This window comes from Sphingomonas sp. (assembly GCF_017744835.1).
GTDB lineage: Bacteria > Pseudomonadota > Alphaproteobacteria > Sphingomonadales > Sphingomonadaceae > Sphingomonas.
The window spans coordinates 266,059-285,891 of record NZ_JAGIAM010000004.1; the positions used below are offsets into that span (position 1 = coordinate 266,059).

Annotated in this window: 16 protein-coding genes; 9 read left to right on the plus strand and 7 right to left on the minus strand. The window is 63.4% G+C overall.

Features of this window, described 5'->3' with window-relative positions; genetic code table 11:
- Window positions 1-20: 20 nt before the first annotated feature.
- The 8 genes from J7500_RS14100 to J7500_RS14135 all read left to right on the plus strand — a co-directional run bounded on the left by J7500_RS14100 (window position 21) and on the right by J7500_RS14135 (window position 7,547).
- On the plus strand, window positions 21-665 hold the full coding sequence (locus tag J7500_RS14100) for a response regulator transcription factor (protein ID WP_294062444.1): 645 nt from the start codon (window positions 21-23) through the stop codon (window positions 663-665).
- Window positions 666-1,220: 555 nt separating this feature from the next.
- The gene (locus J7500_RS14105) at window positions 1,221-1,490 is read left to right on the plus strand and encodes a DUF3892 domain-containing protein (protein WP_294062445.1); all 270 of its coding nucleotides are present in this window, start codon (window positions 1,221-1,223) and stop codon (window positions 1,488-1,490) included.
- A gap of 619 nt (window positions 1,491-2,109) precedes the next feature.
- Window positions 2,110-3,186: a LuxR C-terminal-related transcriptional regulator gene (locus J7500_RS14110; protein ID WP_294062447.1), complete on the plus strand. Its 1,077-nt coding sequence runs from the start codon at window positions 2,110-2,112 to the stop codon at window positions 3,184-3,186.
- A 182-nt stretch (window positions 3,187-3,368) separates the two neighbouring features.
- Entirely contained in the window at window positions 3,369-4,505 is a 1,137-nt protein-coding gene (locus J7500_RS14115) for a hypothetical protein (RefSeq protein ID WP_294062448.1), read from the plus strand.
- A 106-nt stretch (window positions 4,506-4,611) separates the two neighbouring features.
- The gene (locus J7500_RS14120) at window positions 4,612-5,022 is read left to right on the plus strand and encodes a hypothetical protein (protein WP_294062449.1); all 411 of its coding nucleotides are present in this window, start codon (window positions 4,612-4,614) and stop codon (window positions 5,020-5,022) included.
- Window positions 5,022-5,723: a C39 family peptidase gene (locus tag J7500_RS14125; protein ID WP_294062451.1), complete on the plus strand. Its 702-nt coding sequence runs from the start codon at window positions 5,022-5,024 to the stop codon at window positions 5,721-5,723. The genes J7500_RS14120 and J7500_RS14125 overlap by 1 nt, the downstream gene beginning before the upstream one ends.
- Window positions 5,723-6,235, plus strand: a complete 513-nt coding sequence (locus J7500_RS14130; RefSeq protein ID WP_294062452.1) for a hypothetical protein — start codon at window positions 5,723-5,725, stop codon at window positions 6,233-6,235. Before J7500_RS14125 ends, J7500_RS14130 begins: the two co-directional genes overlap by 1 nt.
- A 4-nt stretch (window positions 6,236-6,239) precedes the next feature.
- The gene (locus tag J7500_RS14135; RefSeq protein WP_294062454.1) at window positions 6,240-7,547 is read left to right on the plus strand and encodes a transporter; all 1,308 of its coding nucleotides are present in this window, start codon (window positions 6,240-6,242) and stop codon (window positions 7,545-7,547) included.
- A gap of 27 nt (window positions 7,548-7,574) precedes the next feature.
- On the opposite strand, the gene rfbD is transcribed toward J7500_RS14135, so the two are convergent.
- Genes rfbD through rfbA form a run of 4 tightly spaced genes read right to left on the minus strand, consistent with a single transcriptional unit; the run spans window position 7,575 to window position 10,988 of the window.
- The gene (gene rfbD / locus J7500_RS14140; protein ID WP_294062684.1) at window positions 7,575-8,495 is read right to left on the minus strand and encodes a dTDP-4-dehydrorhamnose reductase; all 921 of its coding nucleotides are present in this window, start codon (window positions 8,493-8,495) and stop codon (window positions 7,575-7,577) included.
- Entirely contained in the window at window positions 8,495-9,547 is a 1,053-nt protein-coding gene (gene rfbB / locus J7500_RS14145) for a dTDP-glucose 4,6-dehydratase (protein ID WP_294062455.1), read from the minus strand. Before rfbB ends, rfbD begins: the two co-directional genes overlap by 1 nt.
- Entirely contained in the window at window positions 9,547-10,113 is a 567-nt protein-coding gene (gene rfbC / locus J7500_RS14150; protein WP_294062456.1) for a dTDP-4-dehydrorhamnose 3,5-epimerase, read from the minus strand. The genes rfbB and rfbC overlap by 1 nt, the downstream gene beginning before the upstream one ends.
- Entirely contained in the window at window positions 10,110-10,988 is an 879-nt protein-coding gene (rfbA, locus tag J7500_RS14155; RefSeq protein ID WP_294062458.1) for a glucose-1-phosphate thymidylyltransferase RfbA, read from the minus strand. The genes rfbC and rfbA overlap by 4 nt, the downstream gene beginning before the upstream one ends.
- Before the next feature lie 448 nt (window positions 10,989-11,436).
- Between rfbA and J7500_RS14160 the strand changes: the two genes are divergently transcribed.
- Entirely contained in the window at window positions 11,437-11,688 is a 252-nt protein-coding gene (locus J7500_RS14160; protein ID WP_294062459.1) for a response regulator transcription factor, read from the plus strand.
- Here J7500_RS14160 and J7500_RS14165 read toward each other — a convergent pair whose 3' ends face one another.
- The 3 genes from J7500_RS14165 to J7500_RS14175 form a co-directional block, all read right to left on the minus strand.
- Window positions 11,689-12,234: a 4'-phosphopantetheinyl transferase superfamily protein gene (locus tag J7500_RS14165; RefSeq protein WP_294062460.1), complete on the minus strand. Its 546-nt coding sequence runs from the start codon at window positions 12,232-12,234 to the stop codon at window positions 11,689-11,691. It lies immediately after the preceding gene.
- Window positions 12,235-12,385: 151 nt separating this feature from the next.
- A complete protein-coding gene (locus J7500_RS14170; protein WP_294062461.1) occupies window positions 12,386-13,396 on the minus strand; it encodes a glycosyltransferase family 2 protein in 1,011 nt (336 codons plus the stop codon).
- The gene (locus tag J7500_RS14175; protein ID WP_294062463.1) at window positions 13,393-19,830 is read right to left on the minus strand and encodes a type I polyketide synthase; all 6,438 of its coding nucleotides are present in this window, start codon (window positions 19,828-19,830) and stop codon (window positions 13,393-13,395) included. Before J7500_RS14175 ends, J7500_RS14170 begins: the two co-directional genes overlap by 4 nt.
- Window positions 19,831-19,833 lie beyond the last annotated feature (3 nt).

Genomic DNA, 19,833 nt, shown 5'->3' on the forward strand with positions numbered 1-19,833 from the left:
CACGTCCAGAACTACCCTCCGTGACGATAGTCAGCGACATACTCTTGTTTCGCGAAGGCTTGGCGGTGAGCCTGGCGCGAGATGGCCGCTTGAAAATATGTGAAATCGCCTCTCCTGCCGAAGCGCTTCCCGCCGTCTCTCGCCGCCGCCCCGACGCCGTGCTGGTCGACGGCGCAATGCCCAATTGTCTGGAATTCGCGCGCCGGATGCGTAGCTGGAATCCCGATCTGCCGCTCGTAGGATTCGCGATCTCCGGGGGCGCCGAGAGGCTCGTCGAGTATGCCGAATCCGGGCTTGCAGCATTCGTCGGCTCGGAAGGAACAATGACTGATCTCGTCGACGCGGTCTCCGGCGCGCTTACCGGCGAACTCGCCTGCTCTCCCCGGGTCTCGGCGCTGATGTGCGAGCGGCTGGCGCGTCTCTCTGTCGGCCCGAAAAGAACGACCAACCTGACACCGCGCGAGGGGGAAATCGCAGCCCTAATTGGGCGTGGCCTGTCCAACAAGGAGATTGCTCTAAATCTTCACATCGGGCCGTCCACCGTCAAGAATCATGTACACAGCATATTGGAAAAGCTCAATGTACGACGACGCTCCGCGATCGTTCATCAGTTAAGCATATCTCAGGGGCCAACGAACCCTTCTGAACCTGCCTTCGAATATTAGAAGGCACCCGTGCGTCATCTCCCGTTGGGGATATTACGCACCGCGGTGAGCAGCAAAAAGCAGCGCGTGGTCGTTGGACACCTACCATCGAGGGTGCGTAGGCCTTCCGTTGACGATCAGGCCGGCGCCGACGCATGAGGCATTTAAGCGAAAATTCCCCTTAGCCCGCCCCCCCCGAGGCGACCTCAGTGAGCGCGGCGCTGCAGCGGGTCCCAAGAAGCTTGCCCCGGCAATCCCCGAATGGAGGACACAAAGTTGCGGGAGCGGCGGGATCCGGAACATGGACCTCAAGATATCGAATTAATACTTCGTCTTATCTGCAGGCGGCAGTGATGTTTTCCTGCCACGCGGGCGTCAATTCGCTACCGTTCGCGTTCTGGTCTGGACAGAGCAGAGAATGCATTGATACGATTAGGTCCCGAATCGGCTGCAACGCTCCGGCCGATCATCCAACACGAGTGCAGTCATCGGCGGACCGTGTTGTAATGCGCTGTACCGTGGCGGTTTCATGGCCACAGGCCAAGAGAGTTGCGTTACCGATGGGGAGTGGACGTGATGGCTGATTATGAAGTCACTTGTATTCAGCGAGACCCGACCGACCTTGACCGGCGGATCGAGCGGCTGGGCGGCCCCGGGTGGAATGACACCATCGATAACGTCATCTTCTCCATCGAGACGGACGCGCATCGCTTCTGGACATCCACTGGCGGGAGGAGAGTGTGGTTGGTTGTCAGGCGGCACCCGACGTCGGGTCGCCTGTATCTGGCGACTGAGAATGACGGCTATCCGCCGAACAAGCTCCTGAGCCTCCCGCACTGGTCGTGATATGCCCCATTAGATGTGGGCTGCGCGCGCCGCCAACTGCTTCGAGCCCTTCGCTCGGACGGCGAAGGCTTTGCTCCCCACTACATGGATGCGGGTAATGCCTCGCGCCGTTGTTCGACGCCCACCTGAATGTTTCGTTGCCCGACCATGAGAGCAGCGCTCGGGTCTGTTCGCATCAAAGGCGAACCGCACGGTCGGTCCTTATAAATTAGATTCGGTGAAACTTCGATTTTCTTAGTTCGTCGCCACCGCCTCGATATTAGTCAAACATCATCGCAGTCGAGCTCGGCTCCGCCAAGCGACCCGCCGCAACTGCCCCGTCCCGCTTGCCCCAGCGCATGGCATCGCACCCGCTCCGGCACCAGACGCCACCTGTCGTGTGACGACGGCTTTTGTCGCTGGATGATCCGCATGCGAATTCGACAATATCCGAACCTGGGATTCAGTGGCGATTTTAAGAAGGCGATCTTCGCCCCTATTTTCCACCAATTACCAAGCCGTTCAAATGGTGCCATTTTCAACTTTTGACGGCACACAGCAGTGATGGCCGCAAGCGTAATCGCCGGGTTCCGGCATTCGCCGTTGATACCCGGCGAAGGTCAAAAGACCAGGGAAGCTGATGCTGAAACTGCAGGACACTTCCCCCGATAGCGCCGCTTCCAGGACGGCTGCGCGGATGCGCATCCGTCGCAACGACGGCGGAGCGGACGCCGCCGAGCCGGACCTTCCAGTGATGCTGGAGTCTGTCCGCGCGCTCATCGAAGCGGATTCACTTGCAATCTGCACCGTCGACAAGGGGCAAATCGGACCCATCGTCGCAAATGTCGGCAGAGGGCTCGACCTCGACGTCCCGCCGCTCGGCGTTCCGAGCCTTGGCGCCGCAGAGGCCGAGATTTCCCAATGGTTCCCGCACACGGACAATGGCGGTTCCGCAAGCGCCATTCACGTCTCGATCGTCGAGTTGTGGCCGGGCGCCAGGTTCGTCATCCTGTGCAGCCCGGCGCGACCTGGCGTTGGGGGAAGACGCATCTTGCAGGACCGGCTTACTGCCGGGCTTCCGCTACTTGAATTTGCACTTCGTAGCTGGCTCCGGAGCAGAACGAAGCAAATGAGCGATCGCGAACAGCTCGCGGCGCTGGATCTGCTCGGCCACGGGATGCTGATAGTCGACCTCGACCGCCGTATACGCGTTTCCAACAATGCGGCACGCGCGATCCTCTCCAAGTCGAATGTTATATCCGATCGTGGCGGGCGGCTTAACATTGCATGCCTCGAGGAGGCGATTCGCTTCCAGCTTCTGCTCCATCACGCATTGCTGAAACCGGCCGACAGCCCCGCAATCGCGACCGTCAGTCGAAGCCGCAATGCGCCCTTGATGCTCGTGGTCCATGCGATACCGATGCCGGTGGACGAATTGGACCTTGCACTGGTGCAGCTCGTCGATCCCACTGCGGAGGTGACGCTTCCGCTCGAGTGTCTGTCCAGGCACTATGGGTGGACGCCCGTCGAGTGCCGTCTGATCGAGAACTTGGCGATGGGAAAGACCCTGTCCGAAGCGGCGTCTGCGATGCGCCTCAAGGAGCAGACCGCACGCACCTATCTCAAGCACATTTTCCAGAAGACGGGCCTGCGCCGGCAAGTGGAGATCGTCCGGCTCGTTCTGGCCGGAGCGCTTCCGAAGGCACCGCTGGCATGAGCCCAGCTGGCCTCGCGATACCCTCTGTCGCATTTGAGCTCGACCCCAGATGGGGGCAGCGATTGAACTCAGGCGGGCGTGGCCGGGTCAACACGCAAGTGTAGAGTTAGACAAGCTGCGCTGGGCAGCAGCGGTAGCCAATCGGCTCCGCGGATAAAATAATCCGTAGAGAGGAAGCTGGAATGAGGTATCTGCTTTCCACGACGGCGCTCGTCGCCAGCCTGGTGGTACTGCCAGGGGTGGCATTCGGGCAAACCGTCCCGGCCAGCGAAAATGGCGCTGGGATCACTGCGTCGGGCGACGGATCGACCGCCGCGACAACGCAAACGAGTTCGGTGACGGACTCGGGCAACGACAACTCCACGAATGTGGCCGACAGCGGCAACACCAGCGTCGCCGATTCCGCAAACGACAGTTCGACGACGGATAATTCCGTCAATGTCGCCGACTCCGGCAACGACAACTCGGCAACCGACAATTCGGTCAACGTCGCCGACTCCGGCAACGACAATTCGGCAACCGACAATTCGATCGACGTCGCCGACTCCGGCAACGACAGCTCGACCACGGACAATTCGGTCAACGTCGCCGACTCTGGCAACGACAATTCCGACAATTCGACGAATGTCGCGGACTCAGGGAACGACAACTCGGCCACCGACAATTCGATCGACGTGGCCGACTCGGGGAACGACAACTCGACCACCGACAATTCGGTCAACGTCGCCGATTCCGGCAACGACAGCTCGACCACCGACAATTCGGTCAACGTCGCCGACTCTGGCAACGACAATTCCGACAATTCGACGAATGTCGCGGACTCAGGGAACGACAATTCGGACAATTCGGTCAACGTCGCGGACTCGGGCAACGACAGCTCGACCACGGACAATTCGGTCGACGTCGCGGACTCTGGGAATGACAATTCCGACAATTCGACGAATGTCGCGGACTCGGGGAACGACAATTCCGACAACTCGGTCCATGTCGCCGATTCCGGCAATGACAACTCGGACAACTCGGTCACCGACAGCTTCAACTCGTCGAGCAGCAGCGACGTCAATTATGCACGCACGACGAACATGTTCGGCGACGGGGCCATGGTCGCAAGCGCCACGCTGTCGAGCTATGTCAGCGGCGTGACGGTGACCTATGCTGCGGCAGAAGGCGCCACGACCGCAAACAACCGGCTCACCAATGCCGGCAGTGCGTTCCAGAACTATGCGGGCATCCAGGCGCAGAACCAGAATACCGGCATCGGTGCGTCGCAAAACGCTTCGGTGAGCCTGGCGGTCTCCACCGGAGACATTGCCTTCTAAGCGCCTCCCCGCGCTCGGGGGACGGCACGGCCGACCGACAGGCGGCCGCGCCGTCCCTCTCGCCGCCAGGCGGCAATGGGCACGCAACCTCCAAAGGGACGATCCGATGAAACGCCACCGCTTGGGCCCGAAGCTTGCCCTTCCCGCCGCCGTCGCATTCGCAGTCACGCCTCTCGCCGCGCCTGCGCAGGAGGTGCCCGCTCCGGCGGCCGCTGCCGAGACCGCGGCTCCCTTCGCTGCCGAACCCTTGGGGGAAGGCGCGCTCGCGAGAATTTCGGGCCGGGAGGAGCGGCCCGTCTGGCAGGAGGCTTCCGCGACGAGCAACGCGAGTTCGCGCGACAACAGCGTCGGCGATCACAGCCCCACCGGGGCGCTCACCGTGTCGGACTCGGCGTTCGAGAATCTGTCCGGGATCTCGATGGTGAACCTGAATACCGGCAACGCCAGCTCGATCAACGCGACGCTCAATGTGAATCTGTCGATCTCCTCCGCGCCGCTTACCCCTCCTGGACAGTGATGCCGCTGGCGCTCCTCTTGTGGGCAGGCCTGGCGGCGGCGCCCTATCCGGCGCCGGACGAATTGCCCAACTCGCAGTTTTTCCTCCCTGGGGCCACTACCGGGGGGATTTCCGTCGCTATGGAGACGATGCTCGATCGGCGGTTCCACACTGTCGTGCGCCAGCGATATGATTTCAGCTGCGGTTCCGCGGCCCTCGCGACCCTGCTGCGCTTCCACTATGGAATCCGCGCGTCCGAATCCTCCGTGTTCAACGGGATGTGGGCGGAAGGCGACCGCATGCAGATACGAGCGAAAGGATTTTCGCTTCTGGATATGCGACGATATCTTGGCGCGATTGGATTGAACGCAGAAGGATATCGCGTCACACTAGATCAGATCGCCAAGACGAGAATACCAGGTATCGCGCTGATCGTAACGTCTGGCTACAATCATTTCGTTGTCGTCAAGGGCCTGACGGCGAATGAAGTACTGGTCGGAGATCCCTCCCGCGGCCTGCTGGTATTAGACCGCAAAGAATTCGAGAAATCCTGGCCGGGACTGTATTTCGTCATCACCAGTGCACCAGACTTCGGCCGCAGCTCCTTCAATCGTCACTCGCAATGGGCTGGCGTGGGCCGGGGACCGCTCGGCAGTGTCCTTGGCCGACCGATCGAGATGGACGGGCTGCGTCTCGCGCTTCCCGGGCCGGGAGAATTCTGATGAAAGCTAGGCTCTCGTTTCTCTTGGCGATCCTTGCGACTGCCGGCCCTGCCGAGTCCTGGGCCCAGGCCGCACCGTTCGAAGCCACGCCGATCGGGGAAAGCGAGCTCGCGGGGGCACGCGCCGGCTTTATGTTGCCTGGCGGTATCGAGGTAGCGATCGGCGTGCGGATCACGACCGACGTGAACGGACAGCGATTGCTCGAGACGATCTGGAAGGCGGAGGGAGCGACCGTCTGGGCAACCGGACGGACCGCCGACGGCGATGCGCAATTTCTCGATCCCCACGCGGCCTCGATGCGCGGGGAGCTTCCCGGGTTGGTGGTCGAGACTTTCGTCGGCGATCGGATCAGCACCTATCTGGCCAACACCGCCGATGGACGTTCGATTGATCATCGAGTGGCGGTGGATCTCTCGCTGGGGTCGGTCCAGCCGTTCAGCATCGGATCTGGTCTGTTCCGCGCCCAGGCGCCTGGCTTGGAAGCCAGCACGTTGCGTGCGGTCGGGAGCTGACGGCATGACGGGGGTCGCGACAAGGGCATCATGGGCGGAAAAGCTGTTGCTGGTGCGCGCGGCGCTGTGCGCTTCGGCCCTGACGGCACCGGCGCTTGCGCAGCCCGCAGCAGCGCAGAGTCGAGGCGAGGAAGTTCCGATCCAGCGCCAGCTGGACGAAGCGCGTGCCCAAATCGCGCAGCAGGAGCAGCGACTGCTCGAGCAGGAGCGACGAATCCAACTGTTGGAGCAACGCGTGCTCGCGTCATCCCAGGCAACGCAGCCCCCGCGCGACCAACTCGCGCAGGTACCGGCACCAGCCGAAAAGCAGCCGGTGCATGTCGGCGAAGCGCCGGCGGACGAAGACCAGCCACCAGCCGTCGCTATCCTCGACGAAAAGGGCTCAGTGCTCACGCGCGCTGGGCAAATGATCACCGAAGTCGGCATCGACTATGGCCGCTCGGATCGCAATCGCGCTGTCTTCCGCGGCGTCGAGCTGATCGAATCGATCCTGGTCGGCGTATTCGACATCAACGAAAGCAGGCAGGACATTCTCACGGCGTCGGCTTCGCTGCGCTACGGGCTGGCGCCGCGCCTGGAGATAGGCGCGCGCCTCCCTTGGATTTATCGGTCAGACATGTCCATCGTCGCGCCCGTCGCCGGCAGCACCAACGACGACGCCGCGCGGACCATCGATAGCTCGGTGCAAGGGTCCGGGCTGGGCGACGTGGAGTTGACTGCTCGCTACCAGATCAACAATGGTGGGCGAAACAAGCCCTTTCTCATCGCAAACGCGCAGGCGACTCTGCCCACCGGACGAAGTTCGTTTGAGGTGGCGCGCGACGAGAACGGCAGTGCGATTGAGGTGGCCACGGGCGCGGGCTTCCTCGGGCTTTCTCCCAGCATAACGGCCGTGCTTCCGTCCGAGCCGGCGGTTCTGTTCGGGACCTTGGGCTACACCTTCAATCTTCCGAAAGACGTATCCACGAGGATCCCCCCGGTCGAAATCGACCGGGTGGACCCTGGCGACGCAATCAACTTCTCGGCCGGCATCGGCTTGGCGCTCAACGAGCGCACCTCGCTGAGCCTCGGATATGCCCATTCATGGGTTTTCGGGACCAGAACTTGGACCAGGCAGCTTGATCGGGATTCGGGCGAACCCTCGGGCGACCAGACCGAGACGTTCTCGCGCGACCTGCAGGTTGGCCGGTTGCTGGTCGGCATCACCCAACGATTCTCGCCGCGCGTGATCGTCAACTGGTCTGTCGAGGTCGGAGCGACGCAAGACGCCCCCGATGTCCGCACATCGCTGCGCGTCCCGGTCGCCTTCTGACGCGGATCGTGCGTGAAGCCGGTGCCGTCAGGGGTAGAGCGGGTGCGTCGCCGGTCGATGGATCGGACGACGTGCTTCGGCCACCATGCGGGCCACCACCGGCTGGAGCGATGTTCGCCAGTCAGGCGGCCGATATCCGAATGTTTCGGCGAACCGGCTATTATCCAGACGGGAATTAGCCGGACGCTTTGCGGGCGAAGGATAAGCAGCGGAGGGAATATCGTCGACCGCTGCTGCCGGGCCGCCGCATGCAGCGCTGAACGCGAAGATACGGCGCGCAAAGTTCGCCCAATCGGTCTCGCCGCTGCCGACGAGATGGTATGTCGCGTCCAACCCTCGACGTTGCACGCCCCACAAATCCGCCATGCGCAGCAAGCCGTCGGCAACGTCGAATGCAGAGGTGGGGCAGCCCAGCTGATCGGCGACGACACGCAGGCGATTGCCTGATCCAGCCAGGCTCAGCATGGCCTTCACGAAATTGCGGCCGAACGGGCTGTAGATCCAGGAGGTTCGAACGATTGCAAAGGCCGCGCCGGAGTCCCTGACGGCCTGCTCGCCGGCGAGCTTGCTTGCGCCATATGCGTTCAACGGACCCACTGGATCTTCCTCGCGATAGGGCCTGCCATTCGATCCATCGAAGACATAATCCGTGGAGAGGTGGATGATCGGCGCTCCCGCGCGAGCGGCAGCGCGTGCAAGTAGGGCCGGCCCGTCCGCATTTGTCGCCATCGCGACGTCCGGTTCCGACTCGGCAAGGTCAACCGCGGTATAGGCCGCAAGGCTGAAGATCAGGTCGGGACAGGTCTGCGCGACTGTCCGCTCGATCGTACGCGGGTCGAGAAGGTCGAAGGCGGGACGCTGCGCAAAGACCAGCTCGTGCCGGGCGCCCGCCTTTTCCGCCAGACAATGCGCCACCTGCCCGCTGCGCCCGGTCACCAGGATGCGCATCACGCGTAGACCCCCAGACGCTCGCCGGCATAATTGCCCGAGCGGATCGGCTCCCACCACCAACGATTGTCCAGATACCAATCGATCGTGCTCTCGAGTCCGGATTCGAAGCTCTGGCGCGGACGCCAGCCAAGCTCGTCCATGATTTTCGACGCGTCGATCGCATAGCGGCGATCGTGCCCGGGGCGGTCATTTACGAAGGTGATCAGCTCGCGCCTGGCGTGGCGGAGTGGAAGGCGCCGATCGATCGCGTCGCAGATCGCCTCGACGACCGCGAGGTTGGAGCGCTCCTCTCCCCCTCCGATATTATAGCTTTCGCCGACGCTGCCCCGCAGGAGCACCAGTTCGAGCGCACGGGCATGATCTTCGACATGGAGCCAGTCGCGCACATTGGCGCCCGTCCCATAGACGCAAAGCGGCTTGGCTTCGAGTGCGTTCAGGATCGAAAGCGGGATCAGCTTCTCGGGGAAGTGGTACGGGCCATAGTTGTTGGAGCAGTTCGACAGGACGACAGGAAGCCCGTAGGAAGCATGCCACGCCCGAACCAGATGGTCGGAGGCGGCCTTGGACGCCGAATAGGGCGAGGTCGGCGCATAGCGAGTCTCCTCGGTGAATCTCCCGTCGTCGAAGGGGAGATCGCCAAATACTTCATCCGTTGAGACATGATGAAAGCGGAATGCGCGCTTTTCCTCGGAAGGAAGGCTACGCCAATAATCGAGGCTGCTCGACAGAAGGCGGAATGTGCCGACGATGTTGGTGTCGATAAACGCCTGCGGCCCATCGATCGACCGATCGACGTGAGTCTCGGCCGCGAGATGCACGATACCCTCCACTCGTTCAGCGCGGAGCAGCTCGGCGACAAGCGGCACGTCCGCGATGTCCCCTTCGACTAAGCGGTATTCGGCGCAGGCGGCCACCTGCCTCAGCGAGGCGGTGTTGCCGGCATAGGTCAGCCTGTCCAGGTTGATCACACGTCTTCCGCTGCCGATCAGTTGCCGCACGACAGCAGAACCAATGAATCCGGCGCCTCCGGTTACGAGCACCGTGCGCATCACGCTGCCCCATAGGTGAAGGGCGAGAGGAAATGGCGGAAGTTCAGTCCATTCGCATCCTTGGCGGACAATATCGCCGTGTCGGCAAGCGGCCATTCGATAGCGAGATCGGGATCGTCCCAGCGCAACGTCCCCTCGCATTCGGGCGCATAGCCGGCGCTTACCTTGTACAGCACCTCCACGTCCGACGTGAGCGCGAGGAATCCATGCGCAAACCCGGTTGGGATCAGGAGCTGGTTCCATTTCTCGGCCGACAGCTCGGCCGCGACCCATTTGCCGTAGCTTGGCGATCCCCGCCGAATGTCGACTGCGACGTCGAAAATGGCCCCGCGGAGCACGCGAACCAATTTTGCCTGCGCATGCGGCGGCGCCTGATAATGCAGGCCCCGCACCGTGCCGATCCCCGCGCTGAACGAATGGTTCTCCTGCACCCAGTCGATGGAGACGCCCTGCGCCTCGAGATCGGAGCGCTTGAACACTTCGGAAAAGTAGCCGCGCCGGTCACTGTAACGCGGAGGAACGATCTCCAGCACGTCTCCGATGGCCAGTCGCTCAAGGTGGGTCATAGCGGCGATCCCGCCAGCTCGTTCAGATAGTCCGCATAGCCAGTCCGCCCCAGGTGCAATGCGCGGGACCGCACCGCCTCCTTGCAGATCCATCCCGCGCCCAGCGCGATCTCTTCGGGACAGGCGATCTTGACGCCGGTGCGGCGTTCGACCGTACGGACAAAGGCTCCAGCATCGTGGAGACTTTCATGCGTGCCCGTGTCAAGCCATGCATAGCCTCGGCCCAACCGCATTACGTTGAGATCACCGCGTTCCATATAGGCGCGATTGACGTCGGTGATCTCGAGCTCTCCGCGGGCAGAGGGCCTTACCGAACGGGCGATGGCGACCACGTCCGCGTCGAAGAAATAGAGGCCGGTCACCGCCCAATTGGACTGGGGGCGGAGGGGCTTTTCCTCGATGTTCATAGCCCTGCCGGAAGCGTCGAACTCGATCACGCCGTATCGTTCGGGGTCCTCGACCTGGTGTACGAAGACCGTCGCTCCGCCACCGGCGGCACTATCCGCCGCGAACCGGCATTTCTCCCCCATCTTGTCGCCATAATAGATGTTGTCGCCAAGGATGAGAGCGCTGGGACCCCCATCAATGAAATCGGCCCCGATCAGGAAGGCTTCGGCCAGTCCATTCGGATGATCCTGCTGCGCATAGGAGAAGCACACGCCGAAAGCCTCGCCGTCGCCGAGCAGGGCCCGAAACTGAGGAAGGTCGCGCGGCGTCGATATGATCAATATGTCGCGGATGCCGGCAAGCATCAGAATAGATAGTGGATAATAGATCATCGGCTTGTCGAAGACGGGTAACAGCTGTTTCGACACCGACAATGTTGCCGGGAACAAACGGGTCCCGCTGCCGCCCGCGAGGATGATGCCCTTCATATCCGCCCGTTTCCGATCATCTGCCGCCGCCGTGGCAGCATTGCACCGGGCGATTCCTACCTACCCCGCGAGCGCAGACAATTATCCAATACCAGCCCTGAATATGCCCTCCTGCTTCCAGCCCATAGTCGATCGTGCCGCGCCGCAACGCAGGCCTCAACAAGGATAAGGCGAAGACTGACGTCCGCGCATACGAGCCGGGCACGGCGCTGCAAAATTGCCGCGACACCCCGCGGGGGAATGCAATACCAAATAGCCCATTGAGGCGTGTATGGGTTCAAACCCCTACTCCATAATGGTGACGCCGCTACTTACTATTTCCCTTCGCGACACCTATTGGGCTCCCCACCTGCCCGACCATTATCCGAATTACCCAAAGACTCTCGCCACACCGGGAGCCATAATCGACTGGTCAAGGTGAGCTTGGCAAATACAACAGGGGGAATACATGCCACGATTTGATTTCGAAGAGATACAACTCACAAATCGCGAGTCGGAAGTACTCCAACTCGTCGCCCTAGGGTTGTCGGCCAAAGAAGCCGCGGTCGAACTGGATATTTCGCCATGCACGATCGAGCGTCACATCGAAAATGTTCGACTTAAAACCCGAACACGAAACAGAGTGCATATGGTCGCGCACGTGATACGCGAAGGAATGCTTCCTGCCGACAATCGGCCCCGGCGCATGTCATATCACTAATCAGAATGAAATCAGCGGAGTCGCACGTGCCCATGAGGCTGCATAATTTCTCATCGCGATGGCGCCTGCGTGGACCTGGGATTGACCGATCCGCACAGGCGTCGTCATTTCACCAGGCGCGCACTCGATTGTATTGAAGCCGTTCAGCCCCTGCCCCACCGCCTTAAGACAGGCCTCCTTGCGAGTCCAAATCCGCAGGAAATCCCGATGGAATGCCGGACTGTCCGGCGAATTGGCCTGCAGGAACGACTTCTCCCTTTCCGTGAAATAGACAGACGCGAGGTCCTCCGCATCCGTGATCGTACGGATTTGTTCGATGTCGAGGCCGATCTCCGCTCCTGGAGCCACGCCCAGCAACGCATGGTCGCCGCTGTAGCTCAAACTGCACTGGATGTCGGGATAGCCCGCCAATTGGGGTTTACCCAAAGGTGTAGTGCTGAAAGCTTGGCGATACGATGCCAAGCCGAAATAAGCCTCGATCAGGATTCGCAGCGCAGCATGGGCAGCGACATAGCGTTCGCGCGACTTCGGGTTGACGAACCGCATGGCTCGCTGCTGCTCGCGTACCGAGAGCAATCTCCACGCTCGCGTGGGGGGCGGCCGCTGGGCAGCCAAGAGCCAGATCGGGAACGGGGCGGCCTCGCAAGGAATCTGCTCGGCTTCTATCCCGAGTTCGCCCAGGCCTTCGTAAACAGCGCTAGCCGGCACGTCTGCGATACCCGTTTGGCCGGAAGCGGCTCGGCGCAAAGCTGGAATGTCGCAGGAAGTCCGCCAAGAGCTGCGGCGGGTCACCACTGGTCGCGCCGGACGCCATCTGCCTTGCGCGGGCGAAAACATGCCCCACAAGCCAAGCCAGGTCGGCGAGCATCGCGTAGGGTCTGCCGTGGTTCTTCAGGAAATAATGGCGGCGCGATTGGAACCAATACGCCGGAAGACGACGAAGCTTGAGCTGTCGACCGGTTACCCCGGTGCTTTGACCTGCCACGTGGAGAACTACTGCTCCGGGGACGTACCAGCACTCCCACCCGGATTTGCGCGCGTGCAGGCAGAAATCCGTCTCCTCATAGTAAAGGAAATAACCTTCATCGAAACCAAGCCCGCCTTCGAACAGGTCCCGGCGAACGATCAGGCTCGCGCCAGATACCCAATCGACCTGCTCGCACGAATTGCCGACCCGACGCAGGACCGCATTGTTCTTGAGGAGCCGCGTGAGCAGGCCGAACCTTGCCCCCCGTTCGAGCTCACCCAGAATGTTGGGAAAACGAAAAGCATAGGGCCAAGGACTGCCATCGCCTTCGAGAAGGCCGCTGCCCGCAATGCCCGCAGCCGGATGGGTGGCCATGAAGCGGGCCAAGCAAGCAGCAGCGTTGGGGCGCACCTCGGTGTCAGGATTCAACAGCCAGAACAGCTCGGCAGGAGCCGCTTGCGCGCGCGCCCAGCGGATCGCCATGTTGTTGCCGGCACCGAAGCCGCCATTCGCAGGGGAGCGAAGCAACACGACCCATTGCCACTCGCGGGCGCGGATGGCGGCTTCGATATGGTCTGCCGAGCCGTCCGGCGAGTTGTTGTCGACAACCACCGCCCGGAGCCTCGGCACGCTCGCCCGCTCCGTCTCCAGACTCTCCAGGCACGCGACCACGAGCGAGCCGGTGCAGAAGTTGACGACGATGACGTCTATCGAGGGGAGCGAGATTGGCGCCATCGTCATTCGGCCGCCACCGCGCAGGCCGGCGCGTACGGCAAATGGACGCCGGTGTCCGCGTCGAGCCCGTCCATGGCGGCGTCCACCGCTTCTTGGAAGCGTAGGGCGAGGACCTCGACATTTGGCTCCTGCAAGGCGCTGCTATGCCCGCCCGGGACCGGAATGACGCTCACTTCGCCTGCGACGCGCCTCCCCCAGCCCAGCGCGGAATCGCTGTAAATCTCGCCATAGGGCGCATCGTCGACGGTACCGTTGCCGGAGGTAGCCATGAACAACACCACGGTGCCGCCGCCAAACAGCCCGGCCGGTCGGTGTCGCGCATGGGCGACCTCGTAGAGCTTGAGGAAGGAGATCCCGGGTGCGCTGCTCGAAGTGGGAGGTGCGGCAACGGCATGGTTCGCGCGCCGAAGCTGCTGCACGGCCTGGCGATCGCGAGCCCTGCGCAATCGCGACCCCAGCTCCCATGCAGCGGCATTGATCGCGCGACGAACCAAGGCGGGAAGCACCAGCAGGCTTTTCCTCTGTGCGAAGAGCATCCGCACTCGATTGAGCCGTGCGCGCGTGGCTACGAAGGAGCGCTTGGCAGATGCCACATCGGCGGCGTCGATGATGCCGACAAAGGCTACGCGCTCGCCAATTTCTTCCAGCTGCCGGGCCATTTCGAAGGCGATCACGCCACCAGCACACAGGCCGGCAAGCAGATATGGGCCATGCGGTTGCAGCGCGCGAACACGCTCCACATAGTTGGCGGCCATCTCATCGATGCGCGTGTGCGCGAACCCCGTGGCGCCGCGCAGCGGCTCCAGACCGTAAATTGCACGCTCTGGGTTCAAACGCAGCGCAAGTCCCCGATAGAGGAGCGTCTCTCCCAAGCCGTCGTGCACAAAGAAGATCGGCGCGCGCGCACCTCCTGGTCGAATCGAAGTGACCTGCGGAAGACCCGGCGCAGGATCGTCGCCGCCGCGCTCTGATGGTGTCTCCGCGCCATTGGGATCGAGGGCGCGCGCCAGATTCTCGACCGTCGGCCGATCGAGCAGCGCAGCGAGCGGCAGGCTCTTGCCCGTCTTCTTGCGCAGCCGATTGGTGAACTGCACGGCAAGGAGGGAATGCCCCCCAAGATCAAAGAAATTATCCGTGCGGCGGACGCAATCCAGCCCGAGAAGGTCGCCCCAGAGATCAGCGATGCTCTGCTCCATTGGCGTCCGCGGCAGATCCTCCGCGGAGCCCTCGCCACGAGACGCCCCGGCGATCCCGAGTGGCCGCGGCTTGCGCAGGAGCGCCAGAGCCGGCTCGAGCGGATAAGGCGAGACGATCGTGTGCGGGCGCAGGTCGCGGGAGAGGACGTGCTCGAGGACCGCCACACCTTCCTCGGGCAGAATACCATCCAGCTGCGGACGGAGCCCCTTCTTCTCTTCTGCTTTTGAATCCAGGGCCAGCGGCTGGACGCCGGAAAGCAGCGCCGCGTCACGGACGCGGACCATCATGAATTCGCTCGCATCCACGAGCACGTCGCCCCCCTCGTTCGTGACTATGACGTCGAAGGTGGCGGTCTGCGTCTCGCCATTCGTGGGCCGTCGATAGCGGATATGGCTTACGATGCGTGCCGGCAGCGGCCGGTGCAGCATGATCCGGCGGTAGGAAAAAGGAGCGAAGAAGTCTCTCTTGGCGTCGTAGCCGGGGATGAGCGCCTGCGCCCCCGCCGTAGCGAGATCGAGCAGCGCCGGATGCAACCGGATCACATCGACATCGCCGTGAAAGGCGGCATCGAGCTCGAGATGAAGCACCGCTTCATCCTCACCGAGCTCGGTCCGCCGCACATTGTGCCACCGGGGGCCGAAGTCGAGCACATGGCTTTGTTCCCGGTTCCCCGCACGGGTGGTGAGGCAGCGGGCCGAGATCGCCGGGATATCGATCGCGGCCTCGGATGTCTCCGCCGACATCCGGATCGTGCCGGTCGCATGCTCGCTCCATGCCGGCTCCGCGAGTCCGCGGCCCGATATGGTGAAGCGCCAGTCGCGCCCCACCCTGCGCCGCAGATGCACGCGCAAATGGCGTTCCTCGCCGTCGGCCACCGAGAAGGGCGAAAGAAAAGTCACGTCGGACAGGATTGCCGGGCCGGGATCGATCAAATCGAACGCGGCGCGGGCGAGCTCCAGATATCCGGTTCCGGGAATAAGCGCGCCGCCGGACACGCGATGCTCCCCGAGCAGCCAGTGCCTTTCGGGAGACAGCGATCCCGTCACCACATATTCATCTTCCGAAACGGCGTGCAAGCGATCGAGAAACGGATGGTGGACTTCCTCGCCGATCCGGTCCTGTTCCGTGTTGCAGATACCGTCGGCGGAAGCGGAAAGTGCCGCCGCCATGCCGACTTCGCGCCATTGGCTCCAGGCGACGGAAATCACCCGCGTCGCCGGGTCCTCGTGGCGGGCCTGGGCGAAGCTGTCGAGAAAGGCGTTCGCCGCTGCATAGCCGGCCTGCCCCGGCAGGCCCGCAAAGGCGCTGACTGAAGAGAAGAGGAGCAGGAACTCGGGCCGGTCTGTCGCGAGCGCAGCATCGAGAATATGCGTGCCGGCAACCTTGGGACGAAGAACGGCCTCGATCGCGCCGCGAGTCCCCGTCTCGATCAGCGCATCGTCGAGGGTCCCGGCAGCGTGGAAGACGCCCCTGATCCGCCCGAACCGGGCGCGTACCTGCCGCACCGCCCGGCCGACTGCGCGCGCGTCCGTCAGGTCGGCCACGAACAGCTCGACCTTACCGCCCGCCGCTTCGATGGCCAGGAGCTTCCGAACACGCTCGGCGGTCTTCGGATCGAGCGCGTTGTTCGCGAGGAGATCGGCCCATTGGTGGCGCGGCGGCAGCGGGCTGCGGGCGATCAGCGCGACATTGGCCGAATATTGCTGGGCGAGATGCCGCGCTATCGTGAGGCCGAGCCCGCCCAGGCCGCCCGTAATCAGATAAGTCGCGCCGCAGCATAGCCGCGACTGAAGCGCCGGCTCGGCGGTTCCTCCCGCCACCGGCCGGTAGCTCTGCAGCCAGCGCTCCCCTCCTCGAATTGCGATCGGTGCGAGCGTGGGCGGATTTGAAAGCTCGCTCGCAACGGCTTCGGCGATCTGCGAAAGGCGCCGCGACGCCGCGCCCTGGACGAGCGGCACGTCGATGCTGCGCACGCGGATGTTCGGATATTCGGCGGCGATCACGCTGGCGGCGCCGAGCGCGGTCGCCTTTTCTGGGACGACGGTCCGGTCGTCCGCTACGCGGTGCAGGGCCGCGGTGACGACAGCCATGTCGATCGGATCGTCGCCGATTTCGCGCGCGATCACTGGGGCCATTGCGACCAGGCTGTGGAACCCCCGTTCCAGGACCCAGTCGACAGGACGCGACGCTCTTCGCCCGCCGTCCGCCAGCCAGCAATGGTAGATCCGGCCGATCCTCGTCCCCAGAGCCCGCAATTGCTCGAACAGCGCCGCATAATCGGCTGGGCTCCCTGGATCGACCGTGAAGCGCTCGCCCGATCGACGAAAGCGATCGCCGGGGAAGACCGAAATCACTTCCGCCCCCGACGCACGGAGCTGCTGCGCCAGCGCTTCGCCGAAACGCCCCCGATCCTGAAACACCAGGACGTTGCCCGATACGGCAGCGCCACCCGCAGCCGGTGCGCGGGTCCAGACGGGCTCGAAGAGCCAGTCCGACAACTCCGGGCGACGCTCGAGCGAGTCGGCATCGTCACAGACGAGTGCCGAAGGACTTCCGCACTCGAACCAATGACGCTGGCGCTCGAAACGGTAGGTTGGAAGCGGCACCCGGTTGCGCGCCTCCTGGGCCCACCAGCCATCCCAGTCGAGCGGAACGCCCAGTTCCCAAAGCTGGCCCACGCTGGTCCAGAAGAAGGAATCGCCTGGAATGGGCTGCTCCGGGTGCGGGAGCGAACTCAAGACAGCTTGGGTTCTTGCGCGGTGCGGATGCTGTCGCGCCAGGCTGGCCATCGATCTTCCCGGCCCAACTTCGAGCAGCACACGATCGGAGTCGATCAGGAGCTGTTGCAGCCCATCGGTGAAGCGCACCGTCTCGCGGAGATGGCGCACCCAATATTCCGGGTCGGTTGCCTCATGCTCGGCGATCCAGTCGCCCGTGAGATTGGAAACAAAGGGAAGACGCGGCGCGCGCAATGATATCGACCGCATCAACGCGCGAAATTCCGGAAGGATCGGATCGAGCACCGGAGAATGTGCGGCCACGGCGATGCGGACGACCTGGGCGTCGATCTCGCGCGCCGCCAATTCCGCCCTGAAGTGCGTGACGGCCTCCGCAGGACCGGAGACAACGCACAGGTTAGGCGCGTTGATCGCGGCGATGGAAAGCTCCGCCGGAAGCAGAGGCTTGAGCTCGGCCTCCGCCATAGCGATGCTGAGCATTCCGCCGTGCTCGACCGTTTCGAACAACCTGCCCCGTGCGCTGACGATGCGCAGCCCGGCCTCCATGTCGATCACGCCGGCAAGATGGGCCGCGGCATATTCCCCCGAACTGTGTCCGATCATCCCGCTCGGCCGAACGCCCAGCGACATCCAGAGCCGCGCAAGGGCCACTTGGACGATGAACAGCGCTGGAAGAGCAATCGAGGGACGTTCCATCTCCACCGCCGCCTGCGCGCGATCCTCCGGCGTCGGGAGCAGCCAGCGGCGAACTTGCGACAAGCCAAGCCCGTCGAGTATCGTCAGCCCTTCGTCTGCCACGGTGCGAAAGACGGATTCGCTCCGATAGAGCTCCAATGCCATGTCGGCATGCTGCGAGCCGGCCCCACAGAACAGAAACGCCACCTGGCGTTCGGCCATGCAGCCGGATGACGGCTCGGCGACCGCGGCTGCGGCATTGAATTTGCCCGCCGCTTCCTCGCTGGTCTCAGCGAGGACGGCACACCGATAGGGCAGATGCCGACGCCCGGTGCTCAGCGTGAAAGCCGCGTCCGGCAGGTCATCGGACGAATTGGCGCCGAAATGGTCGCCGAGCGCGATGCAATTGTCGCGCAGGGCGCGCTCCGATCTTGCCGAGCAGAGCAGGAGCTGCTGCCGGCGGCTCGCGCTGCCCGGCAGCCGCTCGGGCGCCTCCTCCAGCACGGCGTGCGCGTTGGTGCCGCCAACGCCGAGCGAGCTCACCCCCGCGCGCCGCGGATGCCCCTGCGGCTCCCACGCGCGCCGGTCGGCCTGGACGAAGAAGGGGCTGCGCTCAAACGCGCATTCGGGATTGGGCGCGTCGAAGTTGAGCGAAGGCGGAAGCTCACGGCGGCTGAGCGCCATCGCCACCTTGATGAGGCCGGCGGCACCGGCGGCGGTGTCGGTGTGCCCGATGTTCCCCTTTGCCGAGCCGATCGCGCAAAAGCCGGACCGATCGGTTGATTCCCGGAATGCCTGGGTGAGCGCGGCGAGTTCGATCGGGTCGCCGACGGGCGTGCCGGTCCCGTGCGCCTCGACATAGCTGACGGTGTCCGCGGGCACGTCGGAGATCGCGAGCGCCTCTGCAATCACCTGAGCCTGTCCATCGACACTGGGCGCGAGGTAGCCGACCTTGCCGGCGCCATCATTGTTAATCGCCGACCCGCGAATGACGGCGTAGATATGATCCCGGGAAGCTACCGCATCGGCGAGCCGCCGCAGGACGACGACCGCCGCTCCGCTCCCGAAGACGGTACCCTTCGAACCCGCATCAAAGGGCCGACAATGGCCATCGGAGGAGAGTATCCCCCCCTTCTCGAACAAGTAGCCCTGCCGGTGGGGAAGCTCGATCGAAACGCCGCCCGCCAGCGCCATGTCGCACTCGCCGTTCAGGAGGCTCTGTGCCGCCATGTGGATCGACACCAGCGAAGTCGAGCACGCCGTCTGGACGTTGATGCTGGGTCCCTTGAGGTCGAGCAGGTACGAAACCCGCGTCGCGAGGAAGTCCTTGTCGTTGCTCGTGTGCCGCAGAAGGAAAAGTCCGACGTCCCGGACCAGCTTCGGATTGGTCAGGAGGTGATAGGGCATATAGGCATTGTGCCCCGAGCCCGCGAAGACGCCGATCGCCCCGCCGAACCGCTGCGGCACATGGCCAGCGTTCTCCAGCGCTTCCCACGCGCATTCGAGGAAGTGGCGGTGCTGCGGATCCATGATCGCGGCGTCGCGCGGGCTGAGACCGAACAGCGACGCGTCGAAATACTCCATGTCTTCGAGCGGCGCGCCGCGTCGGACATAGTCGGGCTTGCTGAGCACTTCCGGGCGAACGCCGGCGGCAATCAGCTCGTCGTCGCTGTAGGTCCGGATCGCCTCCTCGCCGCGTTGCAGGAGCGCCCAATAGGCCTCCAGGTCACGCGCGCCGGCAAAGCGGCACGACATGCCCACGACCGCGATTGCCGTGTCGGGATGCGCGCTCTCGTCCGACGCGCCGAACTCACTGCGATATTGATACATGGG

Bases quoted from the DNA above. Each gene is read 5' to 3' on its own strand.
- J7500_RS14110 (WP_294062447.1), top strand. From the start codon at position 2,110: ATGCTGAAACTGCAGGACACTTCCCCCGATAGCGCCGCTTCCAGGACG.
- J7500_RS14125 (WP_294062451.1), top strand. From the start codon at position 5,022: ATGCCGCTGGCGCTCCTCTTGTGGGCAGGCCTGGCGGCGGCGCCCTAT.
- rfbA (WP_294062458.1), bottom strand. From the start codon at position 10,988: ATGAAGGGCATCATCCTCGCGGGCGGCAGCGGGACCCGTTTGTTCCCG.
- rfbD (WP_294062684.1), bottom strand. From the start codon at position 8,495: ATGCGCATCCTGGTGACCGGGCGCAGCGGGCAGGTGGCGCATTGTCTG.
- J7500_RS14160 (WP_294062459.1), top strand. From the start codon at position 11,437: ATGCCACGATTTGATTTCGAAGAGATACAACTCACAAATCGCGAGTCG.
- rfbB (WP_294062455.1), bottom strand. From the start codon at position 9,547: ATGCGCACGGTGCTCGTAACCGGAGGCGCCGGATTCATTGGTTCTGCT.
- rfbC (WP_294062456.1), bottom strand. From the start codon at position 10,113: ATGACCCACCTTGAGCGACTGGCCATCGGAGACGTGCTGGAGATCGTT.
- J7500_RS14135 (WP_294062454.1), top strand. From the start codon at position 6,240: ATGACGGGGGTCGCGACAAGGGCATCATGGGCGGAAAAGCTGTTGCTG.
- J7500_RS14105 (WP_294062445.1), top strand. From the start codon at position 1,221: ATGGCTGATTATGAAGTCACTTGTATTCAGCGAGACCCGACCGACCTT.
- J7500_RS14120 (WP_294062449.1), top strand. From the start codon at position 4,612: ATGAAACGCCACCGCTTGGGCCCGAAGCTTGCCCTTCCCGCCGCCGTC.
- J7500_RS14115 (WP_294062448.1), top strand. From the start codon at position 3,369: ATGAGGTATCTGCTTTCCACGACGGCGCTCGTCGCCAGCCTGGTGGTA.
- J7500_RS14170 (WP_294062461.1), bottom strand. From the start codon at position 13,396: ATGACGATGGCGCCAATCTCGCTCCCCTCGATAGACGTCATCGTCGTC.
- J7500_RS14175 (WP_294062463.1), bottom strand. From the start codon at position 19,830: ATGTATCAATATCGCAGTGAGTTCGGCGCGTCGGACGAGAGCGCGCAT.
- J7500_RS14165 (WP_294062460.1), bottom strand. From the start codon at position 12,234: ATGCGGTTCGTCAACCCGAAGTCGCGCGAACGCTATGTCGCTGCCCAT.
- J7500_RS14130 (WP_294062452.1), top strand. From the start codon at position 5,723: ATGAAAGCTAGGCTCTCGTTTCTCTTGGCGATCCTTGCGACTGCCGGC.